We start from the raw sequence: 21,832 nt of genomic DNA, 5'->3' as shown, positions 1-21,832 counted from the left end.
TGCCGGCTGGCCTGCTGCACTCGGAGGTGTCCCGCGTCGGTTCCCACCGCGAGCCCGGAGGGCGCCGTCACCCGCGCCGCCGTCACCCGCGCCGCCAACATCGCCGACGGGAACACCGGCACCGCCCTCGCGCCCGTCCGGCAGCGGTGGGGCCCCCGCGGCCCGGATGGCCCGATCGGCGGATGTGGTCGTCCACGCCATGACCGCCGTCGCCGCGACGCTCATGATGATCATGGTGGGTGCCGATCCGGTGCGGCTCGCACTGGTGGCTCTCGTGCTTGTCCCCGCCGCGGTGGAGATCACGACTGCCCGGGTGCCGACCCTGCTCGGCGTCGGCTGGAATCTGACGCTGATCGGCCTGCTGGAGGCCGCCCACGCGCCGAAGATGGTGCTGCTGCTCGCCGTCACCACGGCGACCTGGGTCGCGTTACGGTCCGCGTCGGTGCCGCTCAACGCCGTGGTGTTCGCCGTGGGCGTCGGCATGGCGGTGGCGCAGTGTTGGATGGGGAGTCCAGACGCCGAGGGCGACCACTTCACAGACGGATTCCTGGTCTGGGTCGCGGCCCTGCTGTACGGCACGGGCACCGGTTTCATCCTGCGGCGGACCCGGGAGCTGGCCGAGGAGTTGACCGAGGCGCAGAGCAGGCTGGTTGCTGCTGCGGCGGCGGACGAGCGGCGGCGGATCGCGCAGGACGTCCACGACCTGGTGGCGCACTCGCTGGCGGTGGCGCTGCTGAACATCACCGGCGCGCGCCGGACGATGCGGCGCGCGCCGGCCCTCGCCGACGAGGCCCTGGCCCGAGCGGAGGAGGTCAGCCGGGAGAGCCTCGCGGGGATCCGGCGGGTCGTCGGGCTGCTGCGGGAGGACGCGGGGCCGATGCGGTCCGGGCCCGGGCCCGGACCGCTGCCGGCGGCGCAGGACATCGGAGATCTCGTGGCGGGTTACCGACGCAGCGGCCTTCCCGTGCGGCTCGAGGTGGAGGGCGACGTCGGGACGCTCGACCAGGCGGCAGGCTCGGTGCTGTTCCGGACGGTGCGGGAGGCGCTCGCGAACGTGCTACACCATGCCGACGCCGCGCCGACGTGGGTGCGGCTCGACATCGGTCCGCGCGTTGTCGAGGTGACCGTCCGAAACGATCTTCCGGCGGGTGGGGTGCGGCAGCGTCATCTGGGCGCATCAGGCGCATCAGGCGCATCAGGCGCATCGGGCGTCTCGGGTGTCTCGGGTGTCTCGGGTGGCACGGGTGCTTCGGGTGGCCTAGGTGGCACGCTGGAGGGTTCGTCCGAATCTCGCGCCGACGCCCGTGCGGATGCCCGTCCAGGGGGCCGGGGGATGGGCCTGACCGGGATCGCCGAACGGATCCACGCGCTCGGTGGGACCTTCGGCGCGGGCCCTCGGGACGGCGCCTGGGTGGTGGCCGCCGGCATCCCGGTGGGAGGCGCCGTGCCAGAGCCCCCGTGGCCAGAGCCCCCGTGGCCAGAGCCCCCGTGGCCGGAGTCCTTGCGGCCGGAGCCGCCGTACCCGGCACCCAGGCGGCCGGCGGTACGGGATGGCTGAACTCCCGGGCCCGCTGCCGCCGATCCGGGTTCTGCTCGTCGACGACCAGGAGTTGATCAGGGCGGGACTGGCGCTCGTGCTCGGTGCGGAGAACGGCGACGGGCCGGGTGGGGTGGCCGCGATCGAGATCGTCGGGGAACGGTCGGATGGCGACGAGGTGGTGGCCGCCGTGCGGTCGCTGCGCCCGGATGTCGTTCTCCTCGACATCCGGATGACCCGGATGGATGGCGTCGACGCGATGCGCGCGCTTGCCAGGCTCGGCCCGCATCCGCCCGTCCTCGTGCTCACCACCTTCAGCGACGACGACGCGCTCTGGGGGGTCATGGCCGCCGGTGCGGCCGGATTCATCCTGAAGGACCGGCCCGCGGATGACATTGTCCGGGCGATCCGACTGGTCGCCGCGGGCGGCTCGTGGATCGACCCGTCGGCCAGCGAGCGGCTGCTCGGCGCGCTACGTGCCGCACCCACCGCTGACCCGTCGTTGCGCCGCCGGATGGAGCGGCTGTCCGACCGCGAGCGCCAGGTGCTGCGGGCGATGGCCCGTGGCGCCACCAACCGGGAGATCGCGCTGGCGCTGCGGGTCAGCGAGCGCACCGTGAAGGCGCATGTGGGCAGCATCTTCCTCAAGTTGGAGGTGCGGGACCGGGCCGGCGCGATCGTCGCCGCCTTCGACGCCGGCCTCGCCACCCCGGGCGGTTTCGTCGTCGATCATCTCGAATGATCTTTACCGTCAACCTTAGGTTGACGAAAGTCATTCGTCAACCTAGGGTTGACGAATGATCGAACCCGTTCGCATGACCTCTCCGGTGCGCCTCGACGACCTGATCGAAGCGATCAAGAAGGTGCACACCGACGCCCTCGAACAGCTCTCCAGCGCGGTCCTCGCCGCCGATCATCTCGGGGACGTGGCCGACCATCTGATCGGCCATTTCGTCGACCAGGCCCGTCGCTCCGGCGCTTCCTGGACGGACATCGGCAGGAGCATGGGTGTCAGTAAGCAGGCGGCACAGAAGCGTTTCGTGCCGAAGACCCCCGGCGAACCATCGGCCCTCGATCCCGGTCAGGGATTCAGCCGGTACACCGAGCGGGCCAGAAACGTCGTGATGGCGGCGCAGAACGAGGCCCGAGCAGCGAACAACGCCGAGATCGGGCCCGAGCATCTGGTACTCGGGCTGCTGATCGAGCCGGACGCGCTGGCTGCCCAGGCGATCGTTGCGCAGGGTGTGTCACTGGAAGCCGTCCGGGTAGCCGCCACCGCGGCGCTGCCGCCGCCGGCCGAGCAGGTGCCGAACCTCGTCCCGTTCGACACCAAGGCGAAGAAGGCGCTGGAGCTGACGTTCCGGGAGGCCCTGCGGCTGGGGCACAACCACGTCGGGACCGAGCACATCCTGCTCGCCCTGCTGGAACTCGAGGACGGCACCGGCGTGCTCCACGGTCTCGGCCTCGACAAGGCCACCGCCGAGACCCACCTCACCGCCGCCCTGGCGGCGATTCTCGCCGCCCGCGAGCAGGGGTAGCGCCCGCGTCAGGCCCGCTGCCCCATGCCGGTGCGGACCTCCTCCCACCGGCCCCGCGCGGTGCTTGGCATGAGCGGGGGTGTGGGCAGGCCCGCGCCCTCGCGCAGGCCGGTGAGGAAGCTGCCGATCGCGGCGCGGGCGTCGTGGCGGGGCGACCAGCCGAGCTCTGCCCGGGCCCGGGTAGTGTCCATGATCGGTAGATGTAGGACGGCGTCGAAGAGCTGCGGGGAGGCGGGCACCAGATGCAGGTGCCAGGCGGTAGCCAGAGCGCCCCGGGCCAGGCCGGCCGGCATCCGGATGATCCTCGCATTGAGGATGTCGGCGAGCAGGGGTACGTCGACCACCGGGTCGGCCGCGATGTTGAAGGCGCCGCGGGCCCCGGTCAGGGCCGCCAACCGGTAGGCGTCCGCGACGTCGGAGGAGTGCACCACCTGGAAGCGCAGCCCCGGCAGATCTGGCAGCACGGGCACCGTCGCCGGGTGCGTGGGCGCCGCTGCCGGCCGTACCACCCGGCCGGGCAGCAACGGCCCAGCGAGCAGGCGCCGTTGTTGGCTGGCCGCCTCCCGCTTGAAGATGAACCCGGGCCGCAGCCGCACCACCCGGATGCCCGGATGGTCACGTTCGAAGGTGTCGAGGACCCGCTCCAGATACGCCTTCTCCCGGGTGTAGGCGGCCTCGGGCCAGCCGTGGGTCGGCCATCCTTCGTCGACGGCGCCTTCCCGGGCGGCGGGCGAGTAGGCGCCGACCGATGAGGCATGCACCAGCGCGGGCACGCCGGCTCGGGCTACGGCCTCGAACACGCGGATGGATCCCAGGACATTGGTCCGCCATGTGGTCAAGGGGTTGTGGGTGGGCTGGAACAACCAGGCCAGGTGGATCACGACGTCGGCGCCCTGGAACAGCGGGGCGAGGTCATCCGTGACGACATCGGCCTGTGCCCACTGGGTCTTCGGCGCCGTCCATGTCGGGTTGCGGCGGGACACCCCGACCAGGGAGCCGACCTCGGCCGACCGGCCGAGGGCCGCCAGCACGCTCGTGCCGACATTCCCCGTGGCTCCCACCACGACGATCTTCAGGTTGTTCGGGGTTGGCGTCACCTGATCCACCTCATCCACCTCCTGCGGTCGACCGGGAATCCCCCGTCGGGGGAAGCGGTCTCCTTTCGGAGGAACGGATACCCGCCGACGGGCGTCCAGATGCAGCCCTCAGCTCTCGATGAGCTGCGGTGCGCCGTCCGTCACTCCGAGGCGGCCGCGAGGGAGGCGGTCAGTCTTGCCGCGAGGTCGTCCATCACCGTGGGGGAGACCCATGCGGCGGCCTCCGCCGCGGTGAGCTCGGCCATCGTGGTGACGTGACGCCGGGCGACGACAACCAGCCAACCCGGCAGGGCGGTCCTGATCGCGTGCGCGACCCGCCAGCAGGGATCGACCAGGATGCGCTCCCGGGGCGGCAGCCCGTCCAATGATGCGTTGCCGACGCAGGAGAAGCAGCCCTCGACAGCGCTCGTTGTGTCCATTTTGATCATCTAGGGCATCAATCAGTATCAGTCGGTATCAATTCAGTGTCGATAAGTATCGAGCGGCATCGATCAGGTGAACAGGCCGCTGCCCCAGTAGTCCTTCGTGCCGGCCCGGAAGCCTGGCGGGATCGCGAAGATCGCGCTTCCGTTGTGCCGGATGTACTCGTTCAGCGTATCCTGGCCGGACAGCCTCGAGCTGAGCCCAGGACCGCACCGGGACGACATCGGGCTCGACCTGTGATGTTGTGGTGCATGACCTGTGGTGCATGACCTGTGGTGCGTGGTCCATGGTGGGGCCACCGCCCCCGGCGAGCCCGCTCACCTCGGCCCGTTCTCCCGGTCCGTTCCGCGTTGACCGGTCACCTCCGTCACCGACAGCTATCGACACAATTCTTTCTGTCGTATCGCTGTCCGGTCCGCGTTGCGGATACGGATCGGCGAGGTAACCGCACCCGCTCTCCTCACCGGTTCGTCTTCATTATTTTTTGCCTTAGTTCCGCGAAACGCTGGCGGGTCGCGCCCCTTCGTGGTCGCCTATCGTTAGTGGCCCACCGCGTCGCCCACCAGTCGGCGGCAGGAACATCAATTCCGTTCGTCAGTACTATGTGAAGTGTGTGATAATATGAAGAAGGATCTTGACTTTTCCCTAGTCGACCGGGCTCTGCCGGACCCGGCCGGCGTGCCCGGTGACGGCCTGATGCTGCGGTCGGTGATGTCCTCGAAGCCGCCGGCCACCCCACGGCAGCGTCCTGACCATGGCACTGAGGCGAGCTTGAACCGACCTCCGATGGCGCGACCCTACGCTGCGGCGGGTGTCCTGTTCTTCGATGAAGAAGACCGCATACTGCTCGTTGAACCGTCGTACAAGCCAGGCTGGGACATTCCGGGAGGCTTTGTCGAACCGGGGGAATCGCCCTACTCGGCGTGTGTACGGGAGGTCGCCGAGGAGCTCGGTATCGCCCCACCGATCGGTGGTCTGCTCGCGATCGACTGGGCGCCCTGTCTTAACGACGGATGGCTCGACAGCGAGATGCTGGCCTTCGTCTTCGACGGCGGTGCGCTGCCCGCCTCATGGCGGGAGCGCATCCGGCTGGACATGGACGAGATCATCAACTGCGCGTTCGTCCCTGTGGACGAGGTGGGCGGGTTGCTGCCGCCCCCGCACGCGCGACGGGTCCGTGCCGCCGCGGCCCTGCGGGGGGCGCCGCAGCGCGGCGGATACCTGGAGTTCGGTAATCAGATTCCCGAGCCCGTCGGTGGTCCGGTGAGCGTCGCGTCGCTCGGTGGGCCGGATGCTCGGGGCGCGGGCGCGGCTCAGGCGCTCGCGGGGCCATCCGCACGTGGCGCGGTGATGATGTCCAGCTCGGCGAACGAGGCGATGGAGGCATGACCGTCGGCGTCTCGGCGAGGATCCGGCGCACCGCCGGCTCGGCGTGACGGTCGCGCACCCACGACCCCAACCGGGCCCGGGCATAGGGGAACAACGTGCCCAGTACCGCCGCGGTCGCGCTCGTGGTTCCTTCGATGTCGATGGGCGCGACCTCCGCCACCCGCTTGATCCCCGCCACTCCCTCGGTCTCTGCCACCCGTTCGACGGCACTCACGATGCCGTGACGAACTGTGCTCTCCGGCGCAGAAGGCCGTCGAAGTCGGGGATACGCGTGGCCAGGTCACTGCCGGTGAAGTCCCCGATCCGAAGGACGCTCCGCCGAGTGCGGTTTCGTGTTAAGGCCCGCGATTCCACCTTTGCTTATTGTTGGATTATTTCCTGTTTCTTACTTGTTTATTTCCGGTGCCGTCCGCGGCGTGTTCGAGATACATCGGTTACTGTTCCGACCATGACGGATGCCGCGACGCGCGGCTGGACCTCGCGGACGCCTCCCGCACCTGTGTGGTCTGCGGGCACTGCCACACCGACAACCGCGGAACCCAGGCCGCGTTCGCCTGCGTGGCGTGCGGGCCTACCGCGCACGCGGACGTGAACGCGGTGGTCAACATCCTCCGGGTCGGGCTGGCCTCTGATCACTCGCTATGACCTTGACGATCTTGTCGGTGCCGTGACGGTGGCGCATCACGGCCTGCTCCGGATCCGTTCGGCGACGAACGTGTCCTCGGCCGGCTCACCGTCTTGGCCGATCCCGGCCGGCCAGGCGGGCGCCCCGCGGGCTGTCACTGTTCGGGCGGCCCCGTGAAGATCAGCGCATGGGTTCGCCGGTGCGTGAGCTCCGCTCCTCGCGGGCCGCCTGCCCGGGAAGCGGGCGGGCCGGCACCCCGGCCGCGGGACGGCCCGCGACGGCGTCCTCGGGCAGCGGGGTGTGCCGGATCTCCTCCAGATCCTCGGCGGACTCGACGGAGATCCGCGGCAGGACCCGGTCGAGCCAGGCTGGCACCCACCAGTTCGCCGTGCCGAAGATGTGCATCAGCGATGGCACCAGCACGGTCCGGATGATGAAGGCGTCGATGAGGATCGCCGTCGAGAGCCCGAGGCCCATCAGCTTGATCACCCGTTCGTCGCCGAGGATGAACGAGGCGAAGACCAGGATCATAATCGCGCCGGCCGCGGAGATGACCCGGCCGGTCTCGGCCTGGCCGAGCGAGACGGCGATCCGGTTGTCCCGGCGCGCGGTCCACTCCTCGTGCATCCGGCTGACCAGGAACACCTCGTAGTCCATGGACAGGCCGAACAGGATCGCGAAGAGGATCACCGGGATGAACGCCTCGACCGGGCCGCCGCTGATGCTGAACAGTGACGCGCCCCAGCCCCACTGGAACACCGCGACGACCACGCCGAAGGCCGCCCCGACCGCGAGCAGGTTCATCAGCGAGGCGGTCAACGGGACCAGCAGGCTGCGGAACACCGCCACCAGCAGCAGGAAGGCGAGGAGAACCACGATCCCGATGAACAGCGGCAGTTTGCCCGACAGCGTGCTGGAGAAGTCCTCGAAGATGGCTGTGATGCCGCCGACGTAGATGCCGGTGCCGGCCTGGTTCGCCTGCGGGATCACGTGGTCGCGCAGCTGGTTGAGCAGCTTCGAGGTCGCCTCGGCCTGCGGGCTCGTCGTCGGGTACAGGGTGGCGATCGCCGCCTGCCCGTTGGGGCTCGGCCGCGGAGCCGAGACGGAGGCGACGCCCGGTGTCGCGCGAGCCGCTGCCACCACGGCGTCGAGGCTTGCCGTGTCCCGCGGCGAATGGATCTCGGCGACGATGCTGAACGGGCCGTTGAACCCCGGTCCGAAGCCCTCGGCCAGCAGGTCGTAGCCGCGCTTGGTGGTCTTGGAGGGGTCGCCGTTGCCGAGGTCGGACGAGCCGAGCCGCAGCGAGAAGAACGGGATCGCGATGACGGCGATGACCACCGCGCTGACCACCGCGAACAGCTGGGGCCGTCCCTCCAGCCGCTTCGCCCAGTGCCACCAGAAGCCCGAGGTGCTTTCGTGCACCGGGCCCTCCTCGGCCAGCCTGCGCCGGTCGCGCCGGTTGAGCACCTTCATGCCGTAGAAGCCGAGCAGGGCCGGCAGCAGGGTGACTGCCGCGGTCATCGTCATCGCCACGGCCACCGCCGCCGAGATCGCCACGCCGTAGAGGAAGCTCACACCGAGCGTGAACATGCCGAGCAGCGCGATGCAGACGGTCATGCCGGCGAAGAGCACGGCGCGCCCGGAGGTGTTGACCGCGGTGACCGTGGCCTCCTCCGGGCTCTTGCCGGCGCGTAGGCCGATGCGGTGCCGGTTGACGATGAACAGGGCGTAGTCGATGCCGACGCCCAGTCCGATCAGGGTCGCGAGGACCGGGCTGAACTCGGCGATCGTGAGGACGTGGGAGAGCAGGGTGATCAGGATGCTGCCGACCCCGAGGGCCATGATGGCGGTGATCAGGGGCAGGGTGACGGCCAGCAACGAGCCGAAGGCGACGAAGAGGATGATCGCCGCGGCGATGATGCCGATCAGCTCGCTGTAGCTCTGCTCCTGCTGCTCGATGACCGCGACGACCTGACCGGTCGCCTCCACCTGCAGGTCGTCCCTGCCGTAGCTTCGAGCGGTGTCGACCAGCTGCTCGATGTTCTCCTTGGGCAGCTCGATGCCCTGCAGGTCGAAGTTGACGGTCGCGAAGGCCGTGTGCCCGTCTTTGCTGATCTGGGCGGCGCCCCGCGGGCCGTAAGGGCTCGTGACCTCGGTGACGTGCGGGATCTTGGCGATCCTGCCGAGCATCTCGCTGGCCGGATCGGAGATGGCCCGATCGGTGATGCGAGCTTTGTCACTGTGCAGCACGATGGTGGCGCTGTCTCCCGACGCCGCCGGGAAGTCGCGTTGCAGGAGGTCGATGGCCTTCTGCGAATCGGTGCCGGGCAGGGAGAAGGCGTCCTTGTAACTACTTCCGGCCACCTGGCTGATGCCGCCGAGCCCGAGCAGCGCGACGATCCACAGGAACAGGACGAGCCGACGGTGCCGGAAGCACCAGCGGGCGAGCGAGGCCACGGTTTCCCCTCGGGCGTTGGTGATCGGTGGTGTCGCTACCTGCGACGTCGTGCTGACGATTTGCTGCTGAGAAACTTACCGGTCGTTCAGTAGGTAGAGTTGAGAGTAACATCCGTCGCGGACTCGATCGGGGGGTGCAGGGCCGCCATGACCGAGCCGGCATCGCCCGAGCCGGCATCGCCCGATCCACGGGGCGATACCAGATCGCGGATCCTTGCCGCCGCCATGAGCCTCTTCAGCGAACAGGGGTATGCCGGCACCTCGGTGCGGGACATCTCCGAGCGCCTGGGAGTGACGAAGGCAGCGCTCTACTACCACTTTCCGTCGAAGGAGACGATCCTCGACGCCCTGCTGGAGCCCTTCGTGTCCGAGCTGGGTCGACTCGTCGATCTCGTTCGGCAGTCCCCGCCGCCGTCCCCCCGGGTCATCATCGAGCGATTCGTCGAGGCACTGGCGGGCCCCGGTGGCGTGCTGCTCGTCTTCGCCGACGACCCCTCGGTGATCCACCGCAAGATCGGCAAGAGCGACATCCTGTCGCTGCAGCAGGCCCTCGTGCACGGGCTCGCGGGGCCGGCTCCCACCCATCTCGGGTTGCTGCGCGCGTACTGCGCGGTCGGGTCCCTGCGGGGGGGGATCATCGGGATGGCGATCGAACGTGCCCAGGCCGCCGCCCGGCAGTCCACCAGCGCCGACGAGGAGCGCGGCGGCACGGGCGAAGCGGTCATCTGCTCCGAGCGCCTCCGGGTCCTCGTCTCGCAGGTACCGAGGACATTCACCCCCCTGGTCTCCGCCGCGGAGCAGGGGGAGATTGTGGCCGCCGCCCTCGCCGCTCTCGGTGACGATCCCGCCGTCTCCGTCTCCGTCTCCGTCTCCGCCGCTGACTCTGGCGCGGCCTCCGCCGCTGGCTCCGGCGGCTGCGGCGCGGTGGGTGATGAGGGGCATGAAAGTGACAGGTCTCCCTCCGGTGCCGACCTGACCGGGTCACAGGATGCCCCGGTCGCCGACGCGGGTCCGGTCGCGACATCTTGCCCGGCGCACGGGGAACGTCCCGCGTGCCGGGAGGCCGCGGCGTCTCACCCGCCTCCCGCGCCGGACCTGGCCTCCGTCCGGCCTCCCGCGCCGGACCTGGCCTCCGTCCGGCTCCACTGACGACTGTATGCGCCGGATCGTGAGCGATCCGGCGCATCACCCCTTCGTATCCACCCACCTTCGCGGTTCATGTGCCTCATCTCACTCTTCAGACGTTCGTAGATGGTGGTCTGTCTATTTGGTCGTGGCAAATGCCGCTTTCGCTCTTGTTTGTCTGGGGCGGTAGGGTGGTCGCGTGTGGAGGATGGATCAGTGTTTGGATGATGAGCCTTCCGCCTGTCCGGCGCACGCCGCGGACGGGTCGACACATCTGCCGCCGGGGGTAGGTCTTGGCGGCTTTGCCTCCGCCACGGCCGGTGATCTTGTGGTGACCGGATCGGACTGGCGGGAGGGTGTTGGCGTCGGAGCCGGCCGACCATGACCCTGATGTCGCGTACCGGCCTCGAGTCGGCAAGGTGTCGTCGCCGCGTCCTTCCTCCGGAGGCAATGCGGTTGTAAATAGTCCGCAATACCCAGTCGTCGATGTGGAGCCAGTTCGAAGTCCCCGGAAGAAGGTCTCCGAGAGCAGATTCCGAATCGATCGGACCGCTGTCATATAGGGCGACGCCGGGCGGTCGGGATGGGGGAGTGTGATAGGGAGTCCAGAGTCGCGCTCGGCCCTCGCTGTCCGATGTCGCCCATCTGACCATGGACGATCCGGCGACGGGACGGTGGAATGGTGGCAGTCGTGAGCCCGGTGGCGCGGAGTTACCAACGCACCGCGGATCCGGAGCCCGGCGTTGATGAGATGAGCAGTGGCTGTTCGGATCGGTGCCGCCCGCCAGGGTGGCCGACGCAACGATCCGGCCGGCGAGTTCGTGCCAGCGGACCACACCGAATCACCTTCGGTCGGACCACCTCGCAACGCGGGGCGACGAGTAGGGAAAGTTGTAGGTGACGTGCAACCAGTGCCCGCGGGGGAGAACGGCGTGAGGGGAATGACCGGAAGCGGTGTGTCGTGAGTACCCGGTCTCGTCCCACTTTCGGTAACGGAGTGTCTACATCTCTTCCTGGGCTGGTCATGCGGGCCGGCTCGGGCGTCTCGACCTGGCCGCCCCGGACCGCCGTCATCACGGGAGCATCCAGCGGTATCGGCCGGGAGGCTGCGCTGCTGCTGGCCGCGGACCGATGCCGGTCGCTGCTGGTCGGTCGCAACGGGGCCGCGCTCGACGAGGTGGCCGCGGCGACCGAGGGGCACCGGATTGCGGTCGACCTGTCGAGTCCCGGCTCGGAACTGATGGTCTCCTCCCGGGCGACCGAGCTTCTCGGCGAGGTCGACCTGCTGGTGTGCTCGGCCGGCCTCGGGGCGGCGGGCCCGTTCGAGGTGATGTCCCCGGCCGCGATCGCGGAGCTGGTCACGGTCAACGTGCTGTCGCCGATGATGCTGGTCCGGGCCATGTTGCCGGCCATGCTCGACCGCGGCCAGGGGCGCATCCTGCTGGTGGGCAGCATCGCCGGCGCGCTGGGCGTGCGCGGTGAGGTCGCCTATTCCGCAACCAAGGCCGCTCTGCTCGGTTTCGCCGACGCGTTGCGGTCCGAGGTCGCCGGTCGCGGTGTGACGGTGACCCTGTGTCTACCCGGCGTCGTCGACACACCATTTTTCCACCGCCGTGGCGCGCCCTACGTCCGTCGCTGGCCCCGGCCTATACCGGCCGGGCTTGTCGCGCAGCGCATGCTGACGGCTACCGGACGCGGCGACGCCGAGGTCTGGGTGCCACGCTGGTTACTCGGCGCGGTGCGGGTCCACGGTGCGATCCCGTCGGTGTACCGCAGGCTGGCGGGTGTCTTCGGATGATCCGCGGCGTGGTCTACCCGGCCGCTTCCGGCTTGCCGGCCGGCCCTGGGGGTGAGCGACACCGACGATGAGAGTGCCGACGGGCGGCGGCCGGCCGCAGGCCGCAGGCCGCCCGGGTGGTGCCGCCGGAGCATCATCCCGCCCACGGACCTGTGAGGACCAACCGAAGGGGGCCGGCCAGGCGGAGCTCATCCCGATACCGGCCCAGGGCCGGCCCATCTCCCGTACCGGCCCGCGCTGATCGTGCCCATGACCACCCGGTGCGATCCGCATCCTGATCGCCTTGGCGAAACCCAGGCAGCCACCCCCACCGCGGAGCCTTCCGAAGAGCCTTCCGAACCCGGCTCTCCGGATACGTCCGCGCCGGTCGTGGCCCCCGGGGATGCGGGATCCGGCCCGACCGCGTCCGTAGTGCAGACCGCCATCGAAGGAGAGGCGTATGACAGCCATCGACGCCCGAACCAGCCCATCACGCACGCCTGCCCAGCCGGCCGCGACGGGCCTGGCAACTCCCGCCGAGCAGCTGCTGCGCGCCGCCCCGGCGGAGAACTTCCCGGTCTCGCCGTTCGTTCTGCCCGCGGCGGTTCGTTCCCACTTCAACGCGTTGTACGCCTTCAGCCGGCTCGTCGACAACCTCGGCGACGAGGCGGTCGGCGACCGGCTCGCCCTGCTCGACCGGTTGTCGGCGGACCTCGAGGTGATCTGGACAGGCGGGCAGCCGGAGCTGCCGGTCCTGCGTCTGCTCGCGCGGACCGTGCGGGACTGCGACCTGCCCGCCGAACCGTTCCAGCGCCTCGTCGAGGCCAACCGGCAGGACCAGCGGGTCACCCGTTACGAGACCTTCGACGACCTGGTCCGCTACTGCACGCTCTCGGCCGACCCGATCGGGCGGATGGTGCTGGGCGTCTTCGGGCTGGCGACCCCCGACCGGGTCGTGCTGTCGGACCGGGTGTGCACCGCCTTGCAGCTCGCCGAGCACTGGCAGGACGTGGCCGAGGACCTCGCCGCCGGCCGGATCTACCTGCCGCTGGAGGATCTGGACACCTTCGGGGTGACCGAGGCCGATCTGCGGGCCTCCGTCGCGAGTCCGGCCGTGCGCCATCTGATGGCCTTCGAGGTCGCTCGGGCCCGTACGGTGATCGACCAGGGCGCTCCCCTGGTGTCGATGGTGCCCGGACGGCTGCGGCTGGCCCTGGCCGGTTTCGTGGGCGGGGGCCGGGCGGCGTTGGACGCGATCCGGCGCGCCGACTACGACGTGCTCGGTGGGCCGCCGAAGGCGACGAAGCCACGGGTCGCCGAGTTCGCGCTGGCGGCGCTGGCCCGGTCGCTGGCTCCCGGAGCGTCGGCGGTGGCGCACACGGCGGCCGCCGTCGCCACCGCGACCAGCGCGGCCGGGGCCTGGCCGGGTTCGGGTTCCGGTTCGGGTTCCACGGCCCACGGCGGCACCGCTGCGACGAGTACCCAGGCCGGCGTCCCCGCCGCACAGTCCGTTCTTCCGGAGATGGGTGAGGTTCGATGAGTACCGCGGCGCAGTTCCCCGCGGGCCGGCCGACCGTGGCGGAGGCGTATGCCGCCTGCGAGGCTGTGACCAAGGAGGCGGCACGCAACTTCTCCTACGGCATCCGCCTGCTGCCGGCCGAGAAGCGGGGGGCGCTGAGCGCCGTCTACGCGCTCGCCCGCCTCCTCGACGACATCGGCGATGGTGATCTCCCCGAGGAGGCGAAGTTCGCCGGGCTGGCGCAGGTCCGCGCGGAGGTCGAGGAGCTGGGGATGAACAGCTCCGATGATCCGGTCTTCGTCGCCCTCGCCGACGCCGCCCGCCGGTTCCCGATCCCGCTGGAGGCGTTCATCGAACTCGCCGACGGGGTCGAGAGCGACGTGCGCGGCACCACCTACGACACGTTCGACGATCTCGTCGGCTACTGCCGCCTGGTTGCCGGGACGATCGGGCGGCTCTCGCTCGGCATCTTCGGTAGCGAGCGGGCCACCTCCCACCGCGACGCCTCGGGGGTCGCGGACGCCCTCGGGGTCGCACTCCAGCAGACGAACATCCTCCGGGACGTGCGCGAGGACCTGCTCGGCGGCCGGATCTACTTGCCGCGCCAGGAGCTGAAGGCCGCCGGCGTCGAACTCGAGGTGGACGCGACCGGTCGTCTTGGCGGTCCCCCCGACGCGCTCACCGCGTACCTGCGGACGTCGGCGCAGCGAGCGGAGGAGTGGTATGGGCGTGGGCTCGTCCTGCTCGACCTGCTCGACCGGCGCAGCGCGGCCTGCTGTGGGGCGATGGCCGGCATCTACCTGCGGCTCAACCGGCGGATCAAGACCGATCCGTCCGCGGTGCTCGATCGTCGGCTGGCGCTGCCCGGCTGGGAGAAGGCGGTCGTCGCCGCCCGCAGCCTCGCGGGGCGGCCCGAGATGAGGGCGGCATGACCACGGGTGCCGGCGCGGACGCCGCGCCGGCACGGGGGCCGCGGCCCGCCGGGCGGGCGGACGGACGTCCGCATCTCGCCGTCGTCGGCGGCGGGCTCGCGGGCATGGCCGCGGCGCTGCTGGCCGTGGACAGCGGGGCCCGCGTGACCCTGCTGGAGGCACGTCCCCGCCTCGGCGGGGCGACGACGTCGTTCCGGCGCGGGGAGCTGTGGATCGACACCGGCCAGCACGTGTTCATGCGATGCTGCACGGCCTACCGCGGGCTGCTGCAGCGACTCGGCGTCGAACACCTGACCACCTTGCAGCCTCGGCTGGACGTGCCGGTGCTGCTCGGCGGCTCGTTGACCCGGACCCGGCTGCGCCGGACGAGGGTCCCGCTGCCGGCGCCACTGCACCTGGCCCCGGCGTTGCTGGGGTACCAGGCGCTGCCGGTCGCCGAACGGCTGCGGGCCGGGCTCGCGGCGTTCCAGCTTGGGCGGCTCGACCAGCGCTCCCCGGCGGTGGACGAGCAGTCGTTCGGTACCTGGTTGTCCACCCACGGCCAGGGCCCCGCGGCGACGAAGGCGCTGTGGGAACTGCTGACGGTCGCGACGCTGAACGTGCCCGCCGCCGACGCCTCCCTCGGCCTCGCCGCCAAGGTCGTGCGGACCGGTCTGCTGGAGGGCGCCGCCGCCGGTGACCTCGGCTGGGCCGAGGTCCCCCTGTCCCGGCTGCACGGCGACGCGGCGATGGAGGCGCTCACCGCGGCCGGCGCCGACGTGCGCACCGGGGTGAAGGCCCGGTCCATCACCGCCGCGGGCAGCGGATGGGAACTGGCCGTCACCGCGGGCGGGACCGGTCGCGGCGCGGCGGTGCCCGGCACCGACGACCGCGGCGTGCTGCGGGCGGACGCGGTCGTGCTCGCGGTGCCGCCGCCCGCCGCCGCTTCCCTCCTGCCGGCCGGCGCCGAACCTGAAGCGGCCCGGCTGCGTGAACTCGGCGACTCGCCGATCATCAACGTGCACATGATCTATCCTCGACCGGTGATCGACGGCCCGTTCCTGGCCGTGGTCGACTCGCCCATCCAATGGATCTTCGATCGCACGGTCTCCTCCGGGCTCGCCGCCGCCGGCCCGCCCGGTGCCCAGTACCTGGCGCTGTCGCAGTCTGCGGCGGAGCCGTGGGTCGATCGTCCGGCGAACGAGCTGCGGACCCTGTTCGTCGAGGAGATGGCCCGGCTGTTCCCGGCCGCGCGGGCGGCCGGGCCGCTGGAGGTCTTCGTCACCCGGGAACGTACGGCGACCTTCCGGCAGGTGCCCGGTTCGCTTGCGTTGCGTCCGGGTGCATCGACCGGCCTGCCCGGCTTCGCCCTGGCCGGGACCTGGACCGACACCGGATGGCCGGCAACCATGGAGTCGGCTGTGCGTAGCGGACTCGCTGCTGTCCGTGAGAACCTGGCCGGTATGGGGGTCGACGTCAACGAGCCACGCGGGCCGGGCCCGCAGGCCCGAAGGACGGGCGGACGGCTCCCCGAGCAGGTGGGTGAGTCGGTACCGGTAGGCACTGAATCGGTGAGCACACCGGACGGCGGCGCCACGGCCGCGCAGGTGCGCGATCCACAGGATCCACGAGGGGACAACGCGGTTCCCGCCGGATCGGCGGCGGTCGTCCGGCCGCTTCCGCCCGGCCAGCCAAGGCACACATCCACAGGGGGATTCCCGGTATGACCATGACGGTTCCGGATGCGATCGAGCGTGGGCGGACCCTCACCGTGCCTGCCTTGCGCGCCACGGTGGATCGGCTCCACCCACGGCTTCGCCACGTCGTCGCCTACCATCGCGGCTGGGTCGACGCCGAGGGCGCGCCACTGTCCGGCGGCGGGGGCAAGCTGGTACGCCCGGCGCTGGCGCTGTTGTCGGCGCAGGCCGCCGGCGCCCCGGCGGAGACCGGGCTGCCGGCAGCGGTCGCCGTCGAGCTGGTGCACGACTTCTCGCTGCTGCACGACGATCTCATGGACGGCGACACTGAGCGCCGCCACCGGCCCACGGCCTGGACGATCTTTGGCGCCGACGGCGCGATCCTCGCCGGGGACGCGCTGCTCGGCCTGGCGACCCAGGTCCTGCTGGAGGTCGAGGGTGAGCCCGGCCGTCGCGCGGCGCTGATCCTGGGCGCGGGCGTCCAGGACCTCGTCCGTGGCCAGGCCGAGGACCTGATGTTCGAGAAGCGGCCGGATGTCAGCGTCGCCGAGACGCTGCACATGGAGGACGGCAAGACCGGCGCGCTGCTGGCCTGCTCGGCCTCCCTCGGCGCCGTGCTCGCCGGGGCCGATGACGACATGGTCAACGCCCTCGCCGAGTACGGATCCCGGCTCGGCACCGCGTTCCAGCTCATCGACGACCTGCTCGGTATCTGGGGTGATCCCTCGGTGACCGGCAAGCCGGTGCTGTCGGACCTGCGGTCCCGCAAGAAGTCGGTGCCGGTCGTGGTGGCCCTGGAGGCCGGCGGAGCCGCGGCCGACGAGCTGCGGGCGTTCCTCACCGGCACCGGGGAGTCCACCGAGGCGGAGCTGACGCACATCGCGGACCTGATCGAGCGGGCCGGCGGGCGGGACTGGACCACCGCCGAGGCCGACGGCCAGCTGAAGGCCTGCGAGAACGTGCTCCGCTCGCTGTCGATGCCCGCCGAGATCGAGGCGGAACTGCTGGCCCTCGCGCGTTTCGTGACCGAACGAGACCGCTGAGGAGACGACAGGTGAGTGCAGTCGCCGTTCCCGCCCGGCCCGGTGATCAGCACGTTGATCGTCTTCATGACCATCGCATGTACGACGAGGGGAGTCGTCGATGAGCCTGACCTCGGACCCGTCCCCGGCTGCTCCAAAGGCCGCGAAGAGCTCGAAGCGCGTTAACATTCCCGCGCCCGCCACGCCCGACGCCTACGGGATCTCCCGGTCCTCGCCACCGCTGTCCGGCGGTGGCGTGCCTGGCGGTGGCGCGGCGACCGCCGACGGCACCCCGCCCACGACGCAGACCCCGGTCGATCAGGACCTGGCCGCGGCGATGACCGCGGCCGACCGGGCTCGGGACCACCTCCTCGGGCTGCAGTCCGAGGAGGGCTGGTGGAAGGGCGACCTCGAGACGAACGTCACGATCGACGCCGAACACCTGTTCATGAAGCAGTTCCTCGGTATCCGCACCGAGGAGGAGACCGAGCCGATCGCCCGGTGGGTGCGGTCCCAGCAACTCGCGGACGGCGGCTGGGCCACGTACTACGGCGGACCGGCCGAGCTGTCCACCACGGTCGAGGCGTACATCGCCCTGCGCCTGGCCGGTGACGAGCCCGACGCCCCGCACATGGCGGCGGCGGCCGCGCTCATCCGCTCCCAGGGCGGGGTGGCGGCCGCCCGGGTCTTCACCCGCATCTGGTTGGCGACCTTCGGCGAGTGGTCCTGGGACGACGTGCCCGTGCTGCCGCCGGAACTGATCTTCCTGCCGTCCTGGTTCCCGCTGAATGTCTACGACTTCGGCTGCTGGGCCCGCCAGACGATCGTCGCGTTGACGATCGTCGGGTCGCTCCGGCCTGTGCGCGACCTCGGCTTCAGCATCGACGAGATCAAGGTCGCGGCACCCGTGACGCCGCCGAAGCCGGCCCCGCTGTACAGCTGGGAGGGCGCCTTCGAGCGGTTGGACGCGATCCTGCACCGCTATGAGCGCCGGCCGATCAAGATGCTGCGCACCCTGGCGCTGCGCCGGGCCACCGAGTGGGTCGTCGCCCGCCAGGAGGCCGACGGGTGCTGGGGGGGCATCCAGCCGCCGTGGATCTACTCCGTCATGGCGCTGCATCTCATGGGATACCCCCTCAACCACCCAGTGATCGCCACGGCGTTCCGGGGAATGGAACGCTACATCATCCGGCGCGAGACCCCGGAGGGGCCGACCGCCCAGATCGAGGCATGCCAGTCGCCGGTCTGGGACACCGCGCTGGCGGTGGTCGCGCTCTCGGACGCCGGCGTCCCGGCCGACCATCCCGCGATGGTGCGGGCCGGCCGCTGGCTGGTTGACGAAGAGGTCCGGGTGGCCGGGGACTGGGCGGTCCGCCGTCCGGCGCTCGCCCCCGGCGGCTGGGCGTTCGAGTTCGACAACGACTTCTACCCGGACACCGACGACACTGCCGAGGTCGTATTGGCGCTGCGTCGCCTGCTCGGTGGCAGCCATGTCGCCCCGGGCGGCACCGCCACTCCGGGCGGCACCGCCGAGCTCCCGCCGGCCGCGCGTGACCGTGCCTCCCGCGGCCTCGCGGCGGTCGACCCGCAGTTGGCCGGGGCGATGCGCGCGGCCGCGGCCCGCGGGGTCGACTGGAGCGTCGGCATGCGGTCGTCGGACGGGGCCTGGGGCGCCTTCGACGCCGACAATGTGCGGACGCTGACGGCGAAGATCCCGTTCTGCGACTTCGGCGAGGTGGTCGACCCGCCGTCGGCGGACGTCACCGCCCACATCGTGGAGATGCTGGCCGACCTCGGCCGTTCCGACCACCCGATCACCCAGCGGGCGGTGCAGTGGCTGCTGGACAACCAGGAACCGGGCGGCTCCTGGTTCGGCCGGTGGGGGATCAACCACGTCTACGGCACCGGCGCCGTGGTTCCGGCGCTGATCGCCGCTGGCGTTCCCGCCGACCACCCGGCGATCACAACCGCGGTGCGCTGGCTGCTGGAGCACCAGTCGCCCGACGGCGGATGGGGTGAGGACCCGCGTTCCTACGACGATCCGGCCTGGATCGGCCGGGGTGAGCTCACCGCCTCGCAGACCGCCTGGGCGCTGCTCGCGCTGCTGGCCGTCGACCCGCACAGCAAGGCCGTCAAGCGGGGAGTGCGCTGGCTGTGCGAGACCCAGCGGCCGGACGGGACCTGGGACGAGCCCCAGTTCACCGGAACCGGTTTCCCCGGTGACTTCTACCTCAACTACCACCTGTACCGGCTGGTCTTCCCGCTGACCGCGCTCGGTCGGTACGTGACCCTCACCGGGGTGGCCACGCCATGAACATCTTCGCATCCGCGGCCGGCGGCGACGGGAACGCCGGGGACGTCGAGGACGGCGGGGACGTCGAGGACGGCGCGTCCGCCGGGGACGACGCGCCCGCCGCCGCGGCAGCCACGGCGGCAGCCGCGGGTGCCGGGATCAGGGCTGTTCCGGCCGCCTCCACCGAGATCCCGGCGCAGGAGCCGTCGTCGCCGTCCCTGCCGTCGGCCGCGCCCCCAGCGTCGGTCCACCGGCCGGCCGAGGCGCGGCGAGTGCCGGAGCAGGAGCAGGAGCCGACCCCCGTGCGCCGCCGGGCGCGGCTGGTCGTCGCGGCGGCCCTGCGGGTGGAGGCAATGGCCGCCGGTCGGTCGGGCCTCAGCACGGACACCGTCATCGTGCGTACCGGCATGGGTCCGGAACGGGCGCGCAAGGCCGCTCGGCTGGTGCGCGATACAGGCCCGGACGCCGTCGCCCTCGTCGGTCTCTCCGGGGGACTGGCGGCCGGGATCGAGCCCGGTGACGTCGTCGTGGCCACCGAGATCCGCAACGCCGACGGCACCGTCGCCGGCCGTTGCGCGTCCGCGCCCCTGCTGGCCGGCGACCTGCGCCGGCTCGGGCTCACCGTGCACGTCGGCCCGATCGTCACCGTGCCGCGGCTCGTCGTCGGCACGGCCCGCGCGGAACTCGCCGCGACCGGGGCTCTTGCCGTCGACATGGAGTCCGCGGAGCTGGTGGCGGGAGTCGGCGACGTGCCGTTCGCCGCCGTCCGCGTCATCGTCGACACGGCGGCGCAGCCGCTGGGACGCATCGACTTGGCCCGCCGCGGAATCCGCGGTCTGCGCACGATGCGTCCGCTCGGGCGCCCGATCGAGGCGTGGGCCGCCGCGGTCGGCCGTCGCCAGGTTCTGCTCGCCGAGCCGCGGGCGTTCTGCGCCGGCGTCGAGCGGGCGATCGAGGTCGTCGAGCGCGCCCTGGAGATCTACGGTGCGCCGGTCTACGTCCGTAAGCAGATCGTGCATAACGCCCACGTGGTGGCCGACCTGGCCAGTCGTGGAGCGATCTTCGTCGAGGAGCTCGACGAGGTGCCCGGCGGCTCGACGGTCGTCTTCTCCGCACACGGAGTGGCTCCGGCCGTCTGGGACCAGGCGGGCGAGCGCGGCCTGTCCGTCATCGACGCCACCTGCCCGCTGGTGGAGAAGGTGCACACCGAGGCCCGCCGGTTCACCGCCCGCGGGGACACCGTGCTGCTCATCGGCCATTCCGGCCACGAGGAGGTGGACGGAACCCTCGGCGAGGCGCCCGGCCGCATCACGCTGGTCGAGTCCTCGGCCGACGTCGGCTCCCTCGACGTTCCCGATCCCGAGCGCGTCACATACCTCATGCAGACCACGCTGGCCCTGGACGAGGCCGCGGAGGTCGTTGACGCGTTGACGGAGCGGTTCCCGGCGATCGTCGGGCCGGGTTCCACCGATATCTGCTACGCGACCTCGAACCGGCAGAACGCGGTCCGCAAGGTTGCCGAGGAGGCCCAGCTCGTCCTCGTCGTTGGCTCGGCCAACAGCGCGAACTCCGTGCGGCTCGTCGAGGTGAGCAGGCGCGATGGCGTCGAGGCGCATCTGGTCGGGGACGTCGGGGACGTGCATCTGTCCTGGCTTGCCGGCGTGGGCACGATCGGCATCTCGGCCGGCGCCTCGGCACCGCCGTCCCTCGTCGACGAGCTCCTGACCGCGTTGTCGGGTCTCGGTGCGACGGACGTCTCGGTGCGTTCCGTCGGTACCGAGACGCTGGCCTTCCACCTGCCCAAGGAACTGCGCCAACCGGCCCCGGCGCCCGTTCCAGGGCCATAGTGCGCCCGGCCCCCGGGCGGTCCCGAGGCGCGGCCCGGAGGGCGAAGCCGGTGGCGTCGCCCGGGCGGCACGGTGGGGTTGGGTTCAGCGGGATGCGGCGCCGCGATCGGCCTCAGGCGGCCGGGCCGGCGCGGCGTGCCGCTCGCCCCACCGGCGCAGGGCCAGCAGGACCGGTGCCAGATCCCGGCCGGAGGACGTCAGCCGGTACTCGTGCCGGGACCGGGCGCCCGCCTCCTGGTATGGCTGACGCTCCAGCACCCCCGCGCGCTCCAGCGCCCGCAGCCGCTCGGCCAGTACGGCTCGGGGCGCCCCGGTGCCGGCCCGGATGCCCTCGAAGCGGTGGACCCCCAGTGTGATCTCCCGGATGACCAGCAGGGACCAGCGCTCACCCACGACCTCCAGCGTCCGCGCGATCGGACAGGCCCGCGGGCCGTCGGACGATTCCTGCATCGGTACATCCTACCGATACTGGGTACGTATCCTGAATGCAGCAGGTCTAGGCTGCGGGCATGACCACGACTGAGCCCGAATCCGCGCGACCCGAATCCGCCTCAGACCACTCGCGCGACCCGGCC

Annotated in this window: 18 protein-coding genes; 14 read left to right on the top strand and 4 right to left on the bottom strand. The window is 71.2% G+C overall.

Going from position 1 to position 21,832, the window contains the following annotated elements; translation table 11 throughout:
* Window positions 1-199 precede the first annotated feature (199 nt).
* The 3 genes from AC08OV_RS11775 to AC08OV_RS11765 are packed head-to-tail and all read left to right on the top strand — an operon-like array spanning window position 200 to window position 3,075.
* Window positions 200-1,558 (top strand): sensor histidine kinase, encoded by a 1,359-nt coding sequence (locus AC08OV_RS11775; protein ID WP_476612835.1) that lies wholly within the window; start codon window positions 200-202, stop codon window positions 1,556-1,558.
* On the top strand, window positions 1,551-2,279 hold the full coding sequence (locus AC08OV_RS11770) for a response regulator transcription factor (protein ID WP_462188868.1): 729 nt from the start codon (window positions 1,551-1,553) through the stop codon (window positions 2,277-2,279). Before AC08OV_RS11775 ends, AC08OV_RS11770 begins: the two co-directional genes overlap by 8 nt.
* A gap of 55 nt (window positions 2,280-2,334) precedes the next feature.
* Entirely contained in the window at window positions 2,335-3,075 is a 741-nt protein-coding gene (locus tag AC08OV_RS11765; protein WP_476619657.1) for a Clp protease N-terminal domain-containing protein, read from the top strand.
* 8 nt (window positions 3,076-3,083) lie between these two features.
* On the opposite strand, the gene AC08OV_RS11760 is transcribed toward AC08OV_RS11765, so the two are convergent.
* Both AC08OV_RS11760 and AC08OV_RS11755 read right to left on the bottom strand, forming a co-directional pair.
* On the bottom strand, window positions 3,084-4,172 hold the full coding sequence (locus AC08OV_RS11760) for an NAD-dependent epimerase/dehydratase family protein (RefSeq protein ID WP_476612837.1): 1,089 nt from the start codon (window positions 4,170-4,172) through the stop codon (window positions 3,084-3,086).
* 140 nt (window positions 4,173-4,312) lie between these two features.
* Window positions 4,313-4,591 carry a hypothetical protein gene (locus AC08OV_RS11755; RefSeq protein WP_476612838.1) on the bottom strand — a complete coding sequence of 93 codons (279 nt, stop codon included), beginning with the start codon at window positions 4,589-4,591 and terminating at the stop codon, window positions 4,313-4,315.
* Window positions 4,592-4,697: 106 nt separating this feature from the next.
* On the opposite strand from AC08OV_RS11755, the gene AC08OV_RS11750 reads away from it, so the two are divergent.
* From AC08OV_RS11750 to AC08OV_RS11740, 3 genes are all read left to right on the top strand, one after another.
* Window positions 4,698-4,835, top strand: a complete 138-nt coding sequence (locus AC08OV_RS11750; RefSeq protein ID WP_476619656.1) for a hypothetical protein — start codon at window positions 4,698-4,700, stop codon at window positions 4,833-4,835.
* A 546-nt stretch (window positions 4,836-5,381) separates the two neighbouring features.
* Window positions 5,382-5,984: an NUDIX domain-containing protein gene (locus AC08OV_RS11745; protein WP_476612840.1), complete on the top strand. Its 603-nt coding sequence runs from the start codon at window positions 5,382-5,384 to the stop codon at window positions 5,982-5,984.
* Between the two features lie 402 nt (window positions 5,985-6,386).
* Window positions 6,387-6,629 carry a zinc ribbon domain-containing protein gene (locus tag AC08OV_RS11740; protein WP_476612841.1) on the top strand — a complete coding sequence of 81 codons (243 nt, stop codon included), beginning with the start codon at window positions 6,387-6,389 and terminating at the stop codon, window positions 6,627-6,629.
* Window positions 6,630-6,789: 160 nt separating this feature from the next.
* On the opposite strand, the gene AC08OV_RS11735 is transcribed toward AC08OV_RS11740, so the two are convergent.
* Window positions 6,790-9,066, bottom strand: a complete 2,277-nt coding sequence (locus AC08OV_RS11735; protein ID WP_476612842.1) for an MMPL family transporter — start codon at window positions 9,064-9,066, stop codon at window positions 6,790-6,792.
* Between the two features lie 147 nt (window positions 9,067-9,213).
* Between AC08OV_RS11735 and AC08OV_RS11730 the strand changes: the two genes are divergently transcribed.
* The 8 genes from AC08OV_RS11730 to ispH all read left to right on the top strand — a co-directional run bounded on the left by AC08OV_RS11730 (window position 9,214) and on the right by ispH (window position 21,257).
* A complete protein-coding gene (locus AC08OV_RS11730; RefSeq protein WP_476612843.1) occupies window positions 9,214-10,215 on the top strand; it encodes a TetR/AcrR family transcriptional regulator in 1,002 nt (333 codons plus the stop codon).
* Window positions 10,216-11,152: 937 nt separating this feature from the next.
* Entirely contained in the window at window positions 11,153-11,989 is an 837-nt protein-coding gene (locus AC08OV_RS11725) for an SDR family NAD(P)-dependent oxidoreductase (protein ID WP_476612844.1), read from the top strand.
* Window positions 11,990-12,428: 439 nt separating this feature from the next.
* Window positions 12,429-13,508, top strand: a complete 1,080-nt coding sequence (gene hpnC / locus AC08OV_RS11720) for a squalene synthase HpnC (protein ID WP_476619655.1) — start codon at window positions 12,429-12,431, stop codon at window positions 13,506-13,508.
* Window positions 13,505-14,419: a presqualene diphosphate synthase HpnD gene (gene hpnD / locus AC08OV_RS11715; RefSeq protein WP_476612846.1), complete on the top strand. Its 915-nt coding sequence runs from the start codon at window positions 13,505-13,507 to the stop codon at window positions 14,417-14,419. The genes hpnC and hpnD overlap by 4 nt, the downstream gene beginning before the upstream one ends.
* The gene (gene hpnE / locus AC08OV_RS11710; protein ID WP_476612847.1) at window positions 14,416-16,125 is read left to right on the top strand and encodes a hydroxysqualene dehydroxylase HpnE; all 1,710 of its coding nucleotides are present in this window, start codon (window positions 14,416-14,418) and stop codon (window positions 16,123-16,125) included. The genes hpnD and hpnE overlap by 4 nt, the downstream gene beginning before the upstream one ends.
* Window positions 16,122-17,138, top strand: a complete 1,017-nt coding sequence (locus AC08OV_RS11705; RefSeq protein WP_476612848.1) for a polyprenyl synthetase family protein — start codon at window positions 16,122-16,124, stop codon at window positions 17,136-17,138. The genes hpnE and AC08OV_RS11705 overlap by 4 nt, the downstream gene beginning before the upstream one ends.
* Window positions 17,139-17,238: 100 nt before the next feature.
* Window positions 17,239-19,431 (top strand): terpene cyclase/mutase family protein, encoded by a 2,193-nt coding sequence (locus tag AC08OV_RS11700; RefSeq protein WP_476612849.1) that lies wholly within the window; start codon window positions 17,239-17,241, stop codon window positions 19,429-19,431.
* Window positions 19,428-21,257 carry a 4-hydroxy-3-methylbut-2-enyl diphosphate reductase gene (gene ispH, locus AC08OV_RS11695; RefSeq protein WP_476612850.1) on the top strand — a complete coding sequence of 610 codons (1,830 nt, stop codon included), beginning with the start codon at window positions 19,428-19,430 and terminating at the stop codon, window positions 21,255-21,257. Before AC08OV_RS11700 ends, ispH begins: the two co-directional genes overlap by 4 nt.
* 84 nt (window positions 21,258-21,341) lie before the next feature.
* Here the strand turns inward: ispH and AC08OV_RS11690 are convergent, their stop codons facing one another.
* Window positions 21,342-21,707: a winged helix-turn-helix transcriptional regulator gene (locus tag AC08OV_RS11690; RefSeq protein ID WP_462187390.1), complete on the bottom strand. Its 366-nt coding sequence runs from the start codon at window positions 21,705-21,707 to the stop codon at window positions 21,342-21,344.
* Window positions 21,708-21,832: the final 125 nt, after the last annotated feature.

It is taken from the genome of Frankia sp. CeTa3Moorea, from assembly GCF_978021225.1.
Note: the sequence above shows the minus strand (reverse complement) of the source record. Positions and strands in the feature narration are given on the sequence as shown.

Coding starts and splice junctions, on each gene's coding strand:
- hpnE (WP_476612847.1), top strand. CDS start 14,416: ATGACCACGGGTGCCGGCGCGGACGCCGCGCCGGCACGGGGGCCGCGG.
- AC08OV_RS11700 (WP_476612849.1), top strand. CDS start 17,239: ATGAGCCTGACCTCGGACCCGTCCCCGGCTGCTCCAAAGGCCGCGAAG.
- AC08OV_RS11745 (WP_476612840.1), top strand. CDS start 5,382: ATGGCGCGACCCTACGCTGCGGCGGGTGTCCTGTTCTTCGATGAAGAA.
- hpnD (WP_476612846.1), top strand. CDS start 13,505: ATGAGTACCGCGGCGCAGTTCCCCGCGGGCCGGCCGACCGTGGCGGAG.
- AC08OV_RS11690 (WP_462187390.1), bottom strand. CDS start 21,707: ATGCAGGAATCGTCCGACGGCCCGCGGGCCTGTCCGATCGCGCGGACG.
- AC08OV_RS11775 (WP_476612835.1), top strand. CDS start 200: ATGACCGCCGTCGCCGCGACGCTCATGATGATCATGGTGGGTGCCGAT.
- AC08OV_RS11765 (WP_476619657.1), top strand. CDS start 2,335: ATGATCGAACCCGTTCGCATGACCTCTCCGGTGCGCCTCGACGACCTG.
- hpnC (WP_476619655.1), top strand. CDS start 12,429: ATGACAGCCATCGACGCCCGAACCAGCCCATCACGCACGCCTGCCCAG.
- AC08OV_RS11730 (WP_476612843.1), top strand. CDS start 9,214: ATGACCGAGCCGGCATCGCCCGAGCCGGCATCGCCCGATCCACGGGGC.
- ispH (WP_476612850.1), top strand. CDS start 19,428: ATGAACATCTTCGCATCCGCGGCCGGCGGCGACGGGAACGCCGGGGAC.
- AC08OV_RS11705 (WP_476612848.1), top strand. CDS start 16,122: ATGACCATGACGGTTCCGGATGCGATCGAGCGTGGGCGGACCCTCACC.
- AC08OV_RS11755 (WP_476612838.1), bottom strand. CDS start 4,591: ATGGACACAACGAGCGCTGTCGAGGGCTGCTTCTCCTGCGTCGGCAAC.
- AC08OV_RS11770 (WP_462188868.1), top strand. CDS start 1,551: ATGGCTGAACTCCCGGGCCCGCTGCCGCCGATCCGGGTTCTGCTCGTC.